Here is a 12,437-nt window from a genome sequence, read left to right as displayed (position 1 = left end):
TTCACCGCCACAACCGCCACCACCGCCGTGCAGATCGGACCTCACCAACTCCGCAACAACCTGTTTGTCGCCCCGATGGCGGGCGTGACGGACCGGCCCTTCCGCCAGCTGTGCAAGCAGCTCGGCGCGGGCTACGCGGTGTCGGAGATGGTCGCGTCCAACGCCCAGCTGTGGAAGAGCGAGAAGACCATGCGCCGCGCCAACCACGCCGGCGAGGTCGAGCCGATCGCGGTGCAGATCGCCGGCGCCGAGCCGTCGATGATGGCCGAGGCCGCGCGCTACAACGTCGACCGCGGCGCGCAGATCATCGACATCAACATGGGCTGCCCGGCCAAGAAGGTGTGCAACGTCGCCGCCGGCTCGGCGCTGCTGCAGAACGAGCCGCTGGTGGTGCGCATCGTCGAGGCGGTGGTCGCCGCGGTCGGCGAGCGCGTGCCGGTGACGCTGAAAATCCGCACCGGCTGGAACCGCGAAAACCGCAATGCGCTGCGCATCGCGCGCATGGTCGAAGACGCGGGCATCAGCATGCTGACCATCCACGGCCGCACCCGCGCCGACCTGTACCACGGCGACGCCGAGTACGAGACCATTGCCGCGGTCAAGGCAGAGCTCTCGATCCCGGTGGTCGCCAACGGCGACATCACCACGCCGCAGAAGGCCCGGCAGGTGCTGGCGCTGACCGGCGCCGACGCGCTCATGATCGGCCGCGCGGCGCAGGGCCGGCCCTGGCTGTTCCGCGAGATCGAGCACTTCCTGAAGACCGGCGAGATGCTGCCGTCGCCCGAAGTGGCCGAGATCCGCGCCATCATGAACGCGCACCTGGAAGACCACTATGCCTTCTACGGCGAGTTCACCGGCGTGCGCACCGCGCGCAAGCACATTGCCTGGTACACGCGCGGGCTGCGCGGCGCCAACCTGTTCCGGCACCGCATGAACACGCTGGAATCCACCACCGAGCAACTGGCGGCGGTCAACGCCTTCTTCGACGAGCAGGCGCAGTTCTCGGACCGGCTGGTGTACGTGGAAGACGAGCCGGGCAGACAAGATAAAGACGAAGCGAACAACAACAAAAACGGGGAGTTGCTTGCCGCATGAGCCGCAACGCTATCGACCAGTGCATCCGGGAAAGCCTGGATACGTACTTTCGCGACCTGGACGGCGAAGAGCCGTCGAACATGTACAACATGGTGCTCGAGGCGGTCGAACGGCCGCTGCTGGAAGCCGTGATGGTGCGCGCCGAGCGCAACCAGTCGCTGGCGGCCGCCTACCTGGGCATCAATCGCAATACGCTGCGCAAGAAGCTGCAGCAGCACGGTTTACTTTGAATTTGAAGCGTTTCCCACAGCCATGATCAAGCAAGCCCTACTTTCCGTTTCCGACAAGACCGGCATCGTCGAATTCGCGCGCGAACTGAACGCGCTCGGCGTCACGCTGCTTTCCACCGGCGGCACCGCCAAGCTGCTGGCCGACAGCGGCCTGCCCGTGACGGAGGTGGCCGACTACACCGGCTTCCCGGAAATGCTCGACGGCCGCGTCAAGACGCTGCACCCCAAGGTCCACGGCGGCATCCTGGCGCGCCGCGACCTGCCCGAGCACATGGCCGCGCTGGCCGAGCACAACATCCCCACCATCGACCTGCTGGTGGTGAACCTGTATCCGTTCCAGCAGACCGTGGCCAAGGATGACTGCACGCTGCCGGACGCGATCGAGAACATCGACATCGGCGGCCCGACCATGCTGCGCTCGGCGGCCAAGAACCACCGTGACGTGACCGTGATCGTCGACCCGGCCGACTACGCCGTGGTGCTCGACGAAATGCGCGCCAACGGCAACAGCGTCGGCTACGACACCAACTTCCGCCTGGCCACCAAGGTGTTCGCGCACACCGCGCAGTACGACGGCGCCATCACCAACTACCTGACCAGCCTCGGCACCGACAAGTCGCACCAGGCCCGCAGCGCCTACCCGCAGACGCTGAACCTGGCCTTCGACAAGGTCCAGGAAATGCGCTACGGCGAGAATCCGCACCAGTCGGCGGCGTTCTACCGCGACCTGAAGGCGGTCGACGGCGCGCTCGCCAACTACGTGCAGCTGCAAGGCAAGGAACTGTCGTACAACAACATCGCCGACGCCGATGCCGCGTGGGAGTGCGTGAAATCGTTCGACGCCGCCAGCGGGGCTGCCTGCGTCATCATCAAGCACGCCAACCCGTGCGGCGTGGCGCTGGGCGCCAGCGCGCTGGAAGCGTACGACAAGGCCTTCAAGACCGACTCGACCTCGGCCTTCGGCGGCATCATCGCTTTCAACGTGGAACTGGACGAAGCCGCCGCGCAGGCGGTGGCCAGGCAGTTCGTCGAGGTGCTGATCGCGCCGTCGTTCAGCGCCGCCGCGCGCGCCGTGTTCGCGGCCAAGCAGAACGTGCGGCTGCTGGAGATTCCGCTGGGCAAGGGGATCAACCAGTATGACTTCAAGCGCGTCGGCGGCGGCCTGCTGGTGCAGAGCCCCGACGCCAAGAACGTGCAGCCGTCGGAGCTGCGCGTGGTGACGCGTCGCCACCCGACGCCGAAGGAAATGGACGACCTGATGTTCGCCTGGCGCGTGGCCAAGTTCGTCAAGTCCAACGCCATCGTGTTCTGCGGCGGCGGCATGACGCTGGGCGTGGGCGCCGGCCAGATGAGCCGCGTCGATTCGGCCCGCATCGCCAGCATCAAGGCGCAGAACGCCGGCCTGACCCTGGCCGGCTCGGCGGTGGCATCGGACGCGTTCTTCCCGTTCCGCGACGGCCTCGACGTGGTGGTCGATGCGGGCGCGACCTGCGTGATCCAGCCGGGCGGCTCGGTGCGCGATGACGAAGTGATCGCCGCCGCCGACGAGCGCGGCATTGCCATGGTGCTGACCGGCACGCGGCACTTCCGCCACTAAGCGGGCGGCGTCTCTCGCGCTTGTTTGCTCCCTTCTCCCGCCTGCGGGACAGGAGCCGGGGCTGAGGGCAGGCGCGGGTACCACCGGCTGTGCTGCGTGGACTCTCCCCGCCCTCACCCCAACCCTCTCCCGCAAGCGGGAGAGGGAGTACACCGGCAGCAGGCCGCACCTTGGCGGCGCTCGCAAACGACTCATGGACGCCAGCGCCGCAACCGGCTGCGCAAAAAGCAATACACTAGTCGGCGTCCTCCCTACCCCATCCTCATGCGAATCCTAGGCATCGACCCCGGCCTGCGCACCACCGGCTTCGGCGTGATCGAGAAGCAGGGCAACAAGCTTGCCTACATCGCCTCGGGCACGATCAAGAGCGACGGCAATGCCAACCTGCCGGAGCGGCTGAAGACGCTGTACGACGGCATCAGCGAGGTGTCGCGCACCTATGCGCCCGACTGCGCGGCGATTGAGAAGGTTTTCGTCAACGTCAACCCGCAGTCCACGCTGCTGCTCGGCCAGGCCCGCGGCGCGGCGATCTGCGGGCTGGTCGGCTATGGCCTGCCGGTGTTCGAATACACCGCGCTGCAGCTCAAGGTGGCGGTGGTCGGCTATGGCCGCGCCAACAAGGCGCAGGTGCAGGAAATGGTGACGCGGCTGCTGATGCTGCCCGGCCAGCCCGGCAGCGACGCGGCCGATGCGCTGGGCGTGGCGATCTGCCATGCCAACGGCGGCGATACCCTGGGCACGCTGGCCGGACTGGCCCCTGAGCTGGTGCGCAAGGGCATGCGCGTGCGGCGTGGTCGCCTGGTCGGCTGAACACACCGGGCCGCGCAGCGCCGCCACTGCCGCCTGCACGCTTGCGCGTCTTTTACAATCGGGGCTTGGTCCCACCACAGGAACGCTGCATGCCTAGCCAGTCCCGACTGCGCGCGCCGCGCCCGCGCGCCTGCCTCACCCGTGTCGTTGCCGCCTGCCGTCGCTGGCTGTTGCCGACCGTTGCCGCCGCGGCGTGCGCGGTGCTGGCCGCCGGCTGCGCTACCGCGCCGCGCCCCAAGCGCGCCGCAGCGCCGGCTCCGCCCGCGCCCGCGCCCGCCGCGAGCGCTCCGGCCACCGTGGCGGAGCCGCAGCCCAGGCCGCTGGTAATCGCCCATCGCGGTGCCAGCGCGCTGCGTCCGGAACATACGCTGGCGGCCTATGCCAAGGCGATCGAGGATGGCGCCGACGCGATCGAGCCCGACCTCGTCATGACCCGCGACGGCGTGCTGGTGGCGCGCCACGAGAACGACATCACCGGCACCACCAACGTCGCCGAACTGCCCCAGTTCGCCGAGCGCAAGCGCACCAAGGTGATCGACGGCGAGCGGCTGACCGGCTGGTTCACCGAAGACTTCACGCTGGCCGAACTCAAGACGCTGCGCGCGCGCGAGCGCATTCCGCGCCTGCGCCCGGCCAATGCGCGCCTGAACGACCAGTTCGAGGTGCCATCCTTCGACGAGATCGTGCGCCTGGCCGAGCAGGCCGCGCTGCGCACCGGCAAACCCGTCGGCATCTACGCCGAACTCAAGCATCCCAGCTACTTCCGCGGCATCGGCCTGCCGCTCGAAGACAAGCTCGCCGCGGCGGTGCGGGCGCAGCCGTACCTGCGCAATGCGCCGGTGTTCATCCAGTGTTTCGAGAGCGGCAGCCTGCGCGCGCTGCGGCGCACGCTGGGCCACGGCCTGCCCAACGTCAAGCTGGTCCAGCTGATCGGCAACCCGCGCAAGGGCCCGGCCGACTGGAAGCTGGCCGGCGACGGCCGCACCTTCGGCGACATGCTGAGCGCGGCCGGCCTGCGCGAAGTCGCGGCCTACGCCGACGGCATCGGCCCCGAGAAAAGCAGCGTGGTGCCTCGCGATGCGCAGGGCGCGCTGGGCGCACCGACCACGGTGGTGCAGCAGGCCCATGCCGCCGGCCTGTTCGTGCATCCGTACACCTTCCGCCCGGAAAACAGCTTCCTGCCCAAGGCGCTGCAGAGCGGCGGCGACGAGGCCACGCGCAGCCCGGCGGGCATGGAGCGCGAGGTGCAGGCCTTCGTCGCGGCCGGCATCGACGGCTTCTTCACCGACGACCCCGCGCTGGGCCGGCGCGCCGTCGACACGCCGGCGCGCTGAGCCGGCCGGGCGGCCGCCGCGCTACACTGGCGGCCGCCTCTTTCCTGACCCCCAGTTTTTTTCCCGCACCATGATCGGACGCATCGCCGGCACCCTTATCGAGAAGAATCCCCCGCACCTGCTGGTCGACTGCCACGGCGTCGGCTACGAGGTCGACGTGCCGATGAGCACCTTCTACAACCTGCCCGCGGTGGGCCAGCCGGTGACCCTGCTGACGCAGCTGATCGTGCGCGAGGATGCGCACCTGCTGTACGGCTTCGGCAGCGCGGCCGAGCGCAACACCTTTCGCGAGCTGATCAAGATCACCGGCATCGGCGCGCGCATGGCGCTGGCGGTGCTGTCGGGCATGTCGGTGCCCGAGCTGGCGCAGGCGATCACGCTGCAGGAAGCCGGGCGCCTGACGCGCATTCCCGGCATCGGCAAGAAGACCGCCGAGCGCCTGCTGCTGGAGCTCAAGGGCAAGCTGGGCGCGGAGCTGGGCCATGCGCCCGGCGCGCCGGCGGTGCCCGACAGTGCCGTCGACGTGCTCAATGCGCTGCTGGCGCTCGGCTATTCGGAGAAGGAAGCCGCCGCAGCGATCAAGCAGGTGCCGGCCGGCACCGGGGTGTCGGAGGGCATCAAGCTGGCGCTGAAGGCGCTGTCCAAGGGCTGAGCTTCGGATTGGCGCGTAGAATGGCGCTTTGTTGCCGCAGTCCGGGCCCCTGACCACCATGATCGAAACAGACAAGCTTGCCGCCCCCGCCCGCGTGATCGCCGCCACCCCCGCCTCGTCGCAGGAGGAGGCGTTCGAGCGCGCACTGCGGCCCAAGCTGCTGGACGAGTACGTCGGCCAGGAAAAGGTGCGCGGCCAGCTGGACATCTTCATGCACGCGGCACGCAAGCGCCGCGAGGCGCTCGACCACGTGCTGCTGTTCGGCCCGCCCGGGCTGGGCAAGACCACGCTGGCCCACATCATCGCGCGCGAGATGGGGGTCAGCCTGCGCCAGACCTCCGGCCCGGTGCTCGAGCGCCCCGGCGACCTCGCCGCGCTGCTGACCAACCTGGAAGCCAACGACGTCCTCTTCATCGACGAGATCCACCGGCTCTCGCCGGTGGTCGAGGAAATCCTGTACCCGGCGCTCGAGGACTACCAGATCGACATCATGATCGGCGAAGGCCCGGCGGCGCGCTCGGTCAAGCTGGACCTGCAGCCGTTCACGCTGGTGGGCGCGACCACGCGCGCCGGCATGCTGACCAACCCGCTGCGCGACCGCTTCGGCATCGTCGCGCGGCTGGAGTTCTACACCGCCGAGGAACTGGCCCGCATCGTCAGTCGCTCGGCACAGCTGCTGCACGCCTGCATCGATCCGCAAGGCGCGCTGGAAATCGCCCGGCGCGCGCGCGGCACGCCCCGCATCGCCAACCGGCTGCTGCGCCGCGTGCGCGACTATGCCGAGGTCAAGGGCGACGGCACCATCACGCGCGAGATGGCGGATGCCGCACTGGCCATGCTCGATGTCGACCGCGTCGGCTTCGACCTGATGGACCGCAAGCTGCTCGAGGCGGTGCTGCACAAGTTCGGCGGCGGCCCGGTCGGCGTGGACAACCTCGCCGCCGCGATCGGCGAAGAGCGCGACACCATCGAGGACGTGCTCGAGCCCTACCTGATCCAGCAGGGCTACCTGCAGCGCACCCCGCGCGGGCGTGTCGCCACCGCCGCGGCCTACCGGCATTTCGGCCTGGCCAGCCCGCAAGGCCTGGCCGGCGGCGCCGACGAACTGTTCGGCGACGCCTGAACCGGTGCCGGCGCGAGATGTGTGCCATGGCGCACACCTCGCGATCAATTAAACGTTTTAAATTCCCATCCCAAATTTTTTCGAAGTGGATTGCTGGCCGGTGGCCGATTGTCCACAATGGCTTCACGGCACCCGCCCAGTGCCATGACGGCTGTGTCCGCCGTGGCACGGCGCCTTCGCAAACCTGTCAAGGAAAGCCATGATCCGCCAGTGTTCCAGCATGCTCGCCGCACTTCTCGCCCTGGCCGCGTTCAGCGCCGGCAGTGCCAACGCCCAGCGCCCGCCGGCGCCGGTCGGCGTGGCGGAAGAAGCCGTCATCAGCGGCAAGATCGTCGATATCGATCCCGAAACCAAGGCGGTGCTGGTGCAGGGCCCGCGCGGCAACGTGGTCGAGCTGGTGGGCGGCGACGAGGTCCGCAATTTCGGCCAGATCCGCAAGGGCGATATCCTGACCGTGGCGCGCGGCGCCGCGCTGGTCGCGGCGCTCGAGCCGGTCGACAGCAAGGCGACGGCCCTGGCCGAGTCGGTCGACCGCACCACGCGCGCGGCCGAGGGCGGCAAGCCGGGCATCATGCGCGAGATCACCACCACGGTGACCGCCCAGATCACCAGGGTCGACCCGGCCAAGCGCCAGATCACCTTCCGCGGCCCGCGCGAGACACTGCGCACGGTCACGGTACAGGACCCCGCCATCGACCTGAAGGGCATCAAGCAAGGGCAGATGGCCAAGATCGTCTACCGTGAAGTCGTGGCCATTACGGTCAGGGCGCCAGCGGCAGCCGCGGCAAACTGAGCCACTGAATCAGGCGCGGTACTTTTCCCATCAGGAGGTTACCTATGAATCGTCGCCACTTTGTTACCCGGGTTGCCGGATCGGGCCTGCTCGTTGCGACCGCGATGGCCGCGGGCTGTACCACCACCGGCACCGGCGCGTCCAAGGACCCGGTCGCCAAGAAGCAAGAGATCGATGCGGGAGTCGATGGCGCGCTGAACCGGCTGTACTCCTCGGCCAACGGATCCCGCGAGCTGGCCCAGCGCGCGCAGGGCATCCTGGTGTTCCCGCGCGTGCTGGCCGGCGGCTTTATCGTGGGCGCCGAATACGGCGAAGGCGCGTTGCGCTCCAAGGGCTCGACGGTCGGCTACTACAGCACGACGCAGGCCTCGGTCGGGCTGACCGCCGGCGGACAGTCCAAGGCGATCATCATCATGTTCATGACGCCGGAGGCTTACAACAAGTTCGTGGCCAGCAAGGGCTGGACCGCCGGCGCGGATGCCAACGTGGCAGTGGCGAAGATCGGCGCGGACGGCAGGCTCGACACGCTGACCAGCCAGCAGCCGGTGATCGCCTTCGTGCAAACCAACGCCGGCCTGATGTTCGATGTCTCGGTGAACGGGTCCAAGATCAGCAAGCTTGACATCTGACGCAACGGCGATGCCGCTCCGGCGGCGCCGCCCTCTCTGACATGGTTCCCGGTCCAGGCCGGGAATTTACTTTTCGGGCACCCGTGGCTGCGCCATGCCGGGCCACCCTGTGTGCGCGAACGCGCCGCCTGCTGGCATAATCGCGCCCAACTCACTGCGCCAGCGCGCACGCGACCGGGAGCCCCCAATGACTGCCACCACCGCCAGCCCGCCCCACGCCGGCCGCGTCTACCGCTACTACGACTTCGTCATGGTGGCGTTCGTCACCGTGCTGCTGTGCTCGAACCTGATCGGCGCGGCCAAGGCGGCGCAGGTAACGCTGCCGGTGATCGGCACGGTCACCTTCGGCGCCGGCGTGCTGTTCTTCCCGATCTCATACATCTTCGGCGACGTGCTGACCGAAGTCTACGGCTACGGGCGCGACCGGCGCGTGGTCTGGGCGGGTTTTGCCGCGCTGGCCTTCGCCACCTTCATGAGCGTGGTGGTGCTGAACATGCCGGTCGCACCGTTCATGGCGGACTATCAGCAGAGCCTGCAGGACGTGTTCGGCAATACCTGGCGCATCGCGCTCGGCTCGCTGGTGGCATTCTGCTGTGGCAGCTTTGCCAACAGCTATGTGCTGGCCAAGATGAAGCTGTGGACCGGCGGCCGCTGGCTGTGGACGCGCACCATCGGATCGACGCTGGCCGGCGAGCTGGTCGACTCGTCACTGTTCTACGTGATCGCCTTCTACGGCATCTGGCCGCTGGAGCAGGTGATCCAGGTGGCGGTGGCGCAGTACGTGCTGAAGACCGGCTGGGAGGTGGTGATGACGCCGGTCACGTACAAGGTGGTGGGCTTCCTGAAACGGGCCGAGAACGAAGATTACTTCGACCGGCATACCGACTTCACGCCGTTCCGCATCCGGGTCTAGCGCCCGCGCTACGGCACGCGCCGGTCCACCTCGTCCAGCGCCAGGTTTTCCAGGTGGCTGACGTCGCCCCACTGGGCCAGGGTCAGGTGGGTGCTGTCGCTGCGCAGGCGGTTGACGCTGGCGTTGAGCAGTTCGTGCTGGCGTGGCGCTTCCAGCGTCATGCCGGTAGCCTCGCGGTAGAGGCAGTCGAGCACGCCGCCGTGCGCGACCAGCGCGATGCGTTCGCCCGGATGCCGGCGCGACAGCGCCAGCACCGCGTCGACCGCGCGTTCGTGGAAGCCCAGCAGCGACTCGCCCTCGGGCGGCGCGTAATCGGGCACGCGCGCCTGCCAGCGGGCGAAGTCTTCCGGCAGGTGCTCGGCCACCTCGGCGTAGGTCTTGCCCTGCAGCGCGCCATAGCTGCGCTCGCGCAGCCGCGCATCGGCACGCACTTGCAACCCCAGCGCCTGGGCCAGCGGCGCGGCCGTGGCCATCGCGCGCGACAGGTCGCTGGAATACACCGCATCGATCGGCTCGCCCGCCAGCGCATCTGCCAGCGCGCGGGCCTGGGCATGGCCGGTCTCGTTCAGCGGAATATCGAGCTGGCCCTGCAGCCGGCGCTCCCGGTTCCAGGCCGTTTCGCCGTGGCGGATCACGATCAGGTGGGTAAAGGCCAGCGAATGCGGCCCGGGGCTTTGCGACATGCCGTTTCCTTCGGGGTTGCTGCGGGGGCTTGCTTGGGCCGGGCGGGCCCGGCACCGCGCGGGACGCGGCACCGGCCCGGCTTCAGGCCGCCGATGACTTTGCCAGTTTCGGGTTGAGCGTATAGGTGCCGGTCAGGCTGGCCTGCGCCAGCACATGCCCCTGGATCGCGTCGCGCACCTGGGTGCCGGTAAAGGTCCCTTCCAGCGGCAGCCGGTCGATGTCCAGCGCATACAGCGTGAACACGTAGTGGTGCAGCAGCGTGTCGTTCCACGGCGGGCACGGGCCGTCATAGCCGTAGTAGTCGCCCTTCATGTCGGCATCGCCGGCAAACCAGCCGGTGTAGTCGTTGATGCCGTGGCGCAGGCCGCCCGCGGCGGCGGTGCCGCCGGTCGCTTCCGGGCCCGGCTTGCCGCGCGCGATCACACCGTCGCTATGCGAGCCCGCGGCGATCGAGGTCAGGCCGGGCGGGATATCGACCAGCACCCAGTGGAAGAAGTCCACGCGCGGCAGCGAGGCCGGCACTTCGCGCCCTTCCTGGTTGACGTCGTCGCCCTTGCTGGGGACGTCGCGGTCGTGGCAGATCAGCACGAACGAGCGCGTCTCGGCCGGCGCGTCTTCCCAGTGCAGGTCGGGATTGCGGTTGTTCGACAGGGCTACGTGGGCGGCGGCGTCGGGTACGCAGAAGGCGAACTCGCCGGGGATCGGCGCGTTGTCGTTGAAGGACTTGCTCCAGAGTTTCATTTGTCTCTCCTGTCTTGATGCCGCGCCGGGGACGCGGCAGCTTCGAATCGGTTCAGGACGGTGCCACGCGCAGCCAGAACGTGACCGGACCGTCGTTGACCAGGCTGACCTGCATCATCGCGCCGAACTCGCCGGTCTGCACCTGCGGATGCGCCGCGCGTGCCCGCGCGACGAAATGCTCGTACAGGCGCCGGCCGTCCTCGGGCGCGGCCGCGGGGGTGAAGCTCGGCCGCGTGCCGCTGTTGGTATCGGCCGCCAGCGTGAACTGCGACACCACCAGCAGCCCGCCCGGATTGCCGTTGCCGTCGATGTTCTGCACCGGCAGGTTCATCTTGCCGTCCGCATCGGAAAACACCCGGTACGACAGCAGCTTGGCCAGCAGCCGCTCGGCCTGGGCCTCGGTGTCGCCGCGCTCGGCGCAGACCAGTGCCAGCAGGCCGGCGCCGATCTCGCCGGTGGTGCGGCCTGCGACCGTGACGCGGGCCTGGGCCACCCGCTGGATCAGCGCGATCATCGCCGCCTCAGGCCAGCGTCACGCGCGCGAAGCGGCGCTTGCCGACCTGCACGACGTAGGTGCCCGCGGCCACCTTGGTGGCCTTGTCGGTCACGGTGGCACCGTCGATCTTGACGCCGCCCTGCTCGATATTGCGGTTGGCTTCCGAGGTCGACGGCACCAAATTGGCCTGCTTGAGCAGCTGCGCGATGCCCAGCGGGGCGCCGGCCAGGCTCACCGCCGGGATATCGTCCGGCACGCCGCCGCGGGCGCGGTGGTTGAAGTCTTCCAGCGCCTTTTCGGCATCGGCCTGGCTGTGGAAGCGCGCGACGATCTCCTGCGCCAGCAGCACCTTGCAGTCGCGCGGGTTGCGGCCGGCGGCGATCTCCTGCCTCATCAGGTCGATCTCGCTCATCGGACGGAACGACAGCAGCGTGAAGTACTGCCACATCAGGTCGTCCGAGATGCTCATCAGCTTGCCGAACATCTCGTTCGGGGCCTCGGTCACGCCCACGTAGTTGCCCTTGGACTTGGACATCTTCTCGACACCGTCCAGCCCCACCAGCAGCGGCATGGTCAGGATGCACTGCGGCTCCTGGCCGTATTCCTTCTGCAGCTCGCGCCCCACCAGCAGGTTGAACTTCTGGTCGGTGCCGCCCAGTTCCAGGTCGGACTTCAGCGCCACCGAGTCGTAGCCCTGCATCAGCGGGTAGAGGAACTCGTGCACGGAAATCGGGATCCCGGAACGAAAGCGCTTGGTGAAGTCGTCACGCTCCATCATGCGCGCCACGGTGTACTTGGCCGCCAGCTGGATCATGCCGCGCGCGCCGAGCGGATCGCACCATTCGCTGTTGTAGCGGATCTCGGTGCGGGCCGGGTCGAGCACCAGGCTGGCCTGGCGATAGTAGGTCTGGGCGTTGGCCTCGATCTGCTCCCGCGTGAGCGGCGGGCGCGTGCTGTTGCGGCCCGACGGGTCGCCGATGGTCGAGGTGAAGTCGCCGATCAGGAAGATCACCTGGTGGCCAAGGTCCTGCAGCTGGCGCAGCTTGTTCAGCACCACGGTATGGCCGATATGGATGTCGGGCGCGGTCGGGTCCAGCCCCAGCTTGATGCGCAGCGGCACGCCGGTGGCCTCGCTGCGCGCCAGCTTCTGCGCCCACTCCGCTTCGATCAGCAGCTCGTCGCAGCCGCGTTTGGAGATCTCCAGGGCCTGCATCACCGAGGGCGTCAGGGGGTATTTGGCCGGTGCGGCCGAGGCAACTTCAGTCATCACGTAAGTCTTTGAAATACTTGAAATTTTAGGAAATCTGCCGACAGCCGCCAGGGCCGGATTTTGGTATAAT

At 68.4% G+C, this 12,437-nt stretch carries 14 protein-coding genes; 10 read left to right on the top strand and 4 right to left on the bottom strand.

The features are described 5' to 3' along the window. Window positions 1-27: 27 nt before the first annotated feature. The 10 genes from dusB (at window position 28) to A3AG_RS0129145 (ending at window position 9,176) form a co-directional block, all read left to right on the top strand. Window positions 28-1,095: a tRNA dihydrouridine synthase DusB gene (dusB, locus tag A3AG_RS0129190; protein WP_026164558.1), complete on the top strand. Its 1,068-nt coding sequence runs from the start codon at window positions 28-30 to the stop codon at window positions 1,093-1,095. Next, window positions 1,092-1,325 (top strand): Fis family transcriptional regulator, encoded by a 234-nt coding sequence (locus A3AG_RS0129185; RefSeq protein WP_010813887.1) that lies wholly within the window; start codon window positions 1,092-1,094, stop codon window positions 1,323-1,325. Before dusB ends, A3AG_RS0129185 begins: the two co-directional genes overlap by 4 nt. A gap of 22 nt (window positions 1,326-1,347) precedes the next feature. Next, window positions 1,348-2,922 (top strand): bifunctional phosphoribosylaminoimidazolecarboxamide formyltransferase/IMP cyclohydrolase, encoded by a 1,575-nt coding sequence (gene purH / locus A3AG_RS0129180; protein WP_018008810.1) that lies wholly within the window; start codon window positions 1,348-1,350, stop codon window positions 2,920-2,922. A 264-nt stretch (window positions 2,923-3,186) separates the two neighbouring features. Beyond that, the gene (ruvC, locus tag A3AG_RS0129175) at window positions 3,187-3,732 is read left to right on the top strand and encodes a crossover junction endodeoxyribonuclease RuvC (protein WP_018008809.1); all 546 of its coding nucleotides are present in this window, start codon (window positions 3,187-3,189) and stop codon (window positions 3,730-3,732) included. 89 nt (window positions 3,733-3,821) lie between these two features. Next, window positions 3,822-5,066 carry a glycerophosphodiester phosphodiesterase gene (locus A3AG_RS0129170; RefSeq protein WP_018008808.1) on the top strand — a complete coding sequence of 415 codons (1,245 nt, stop codon included), beginning with the start codon at window positions 3,822-3,824 and terminating at the stop codon, window positions 5,064-5,066. Between the two features lie 70 nt (window positions 5,067-5,136). Then, the gene (ruvA, locus tag A3AG_RS0129165; RefSeq protein ID WP_018008807.1) at window positions 5,137-5,718 is read left to right on the top strand and encodes a Holliday junction branch migration protein RuvA; all 582 of its coding nucleotides are present in this window, start codon (window positions 5,137-5,139) and stop codon (window positions 5,716-5,718) included. A gap of 58 nt (window positions 5,719-5,776) precedes the next feature. After that, complete coding sequence (gene ruvB, locus A3AG_RS0129160) at window positions 5,777-6,841, top strand: Holliday junction branch migration DNA helicase RuvB (RefSeq protein WP_018008806.1); 1,065 nt, start codon at window positions 5,777-5,779, stop codon at window positions 6,839-6,841. Between the two features lie 199 nt (window positions 6,842-7,040). Beyond that, on the top strand, window positions 7,041-7,634 hold the full coding sequence (locus tag A3AG_RS0129155) for a hypothetical protein (protein ID WP_018008805.1): 594 nt from the start codon (window positions 7,041-7,043) through the stop codon (window positions 7,632-7,634). Between the two features lie 44 nt (window positions 7,635-7,678). Beyond that, the gene (locus A3AG_RS0129150; RefSeq protein WP_026164557.1) at window positions 7,679-8,263 is read left to right on the top strand and encodes a BPSL1445 family SYLF domain-containing lipoprotein; all 585 of its coding nucleotides are present in this window, start codon (window positions 7,679-7,681) and stop codon (window positions 8,261-8,263) included. Between the two features lie 187 nt (window positions 8,264-8,450). Then, complete coding sequence (locus A3AG_RS0129145; RefSeq protein ID WP_018008803.1) at window positions 8,451-9,176, top strand: queuosine precursor transporter; 726 nt, start codon at window positions 8,451-8,453, stop codon at window positions 9,174-9,176. A gap of 8 nt (window positions 9,177-9,184) precedes the next feature. Here the strand turns inward: A3AG_RS0129145 and A3AG_RS0129140 are convergent, their stop codons facing one another. The 4 genes from A3AG_RS0129140 to tyrS all read right to left on the bottom strand — a co-directional run bounded on the left by A3AG_RS0129140 (window position 9,185) and on the right by tyrS (window position 12,364). Further along, window positions 9,185-9,859, bottom strand: coding sequence for a histidine phosphatase family protein (locus A3AG_RS0129140; RefSeq protein WP_018008802.1), 675 nt, complete (start codon window positions 9,857-9,859; stop codon window positions 9,185-9,187). Window positions 9,860-9,941: 82 nt separating this feature from the next. After that, window positions 9,942-10,601: a YbhB/YbcL family Raf kinase inhibitor-like protein gene (locus A3AG_RS0129135; RefSeq protein WP_018008801.1), complete on the bottom strand. Its 660-nt coding sequence runs from the start codon at window positions 10,599-10,601 to the stop codon at window positions 9,942-9,944. A gap of 52 nt (window positions 10,602-10,653) precedes the next feature. After that, complete coding sequence (dtd, locus tag A3AG_RS0129130) at window positions 10,654-11,115, bottom strand: D-aminoacyl-tRNA deacylase (RefSeq protein ID WP_018008800.1); 462 nt, start codon at window positions 11,113-11,115, stop codon at window positions 10,654-10,656. A gap of 7 nt (window positions 11,116-11,122) precedes the next feature. After that, window positions 11,123-12,364 (bottom strand): tyrosine--tRNA ligase, encoded by a 1,242-nt coding sequence (tyrS, locus tag A3AG_RS0129125; RefSeq protein WP_018008799.1) that lies wholly within the window; start codon window positions 12,362-12,364, stop codon window positions 11,123-11,125. Between the last annotated feature and the right edge of the window lie 73 nt (window positions 12,365-12,437).

This window comes from Cupriavidus neocaledonicus (assembly GCF_000372525.1).
Lineage (GTDB): Bacteria > Pseudomonadota > Gammaproteobacteria > Burkholderiales > Burkholderiaceae > Cupriavidus > Cupriavidus neocaledonicus.
This window is presented reverse-complemented; position numbering and strand designations above follow the sequence as displayed.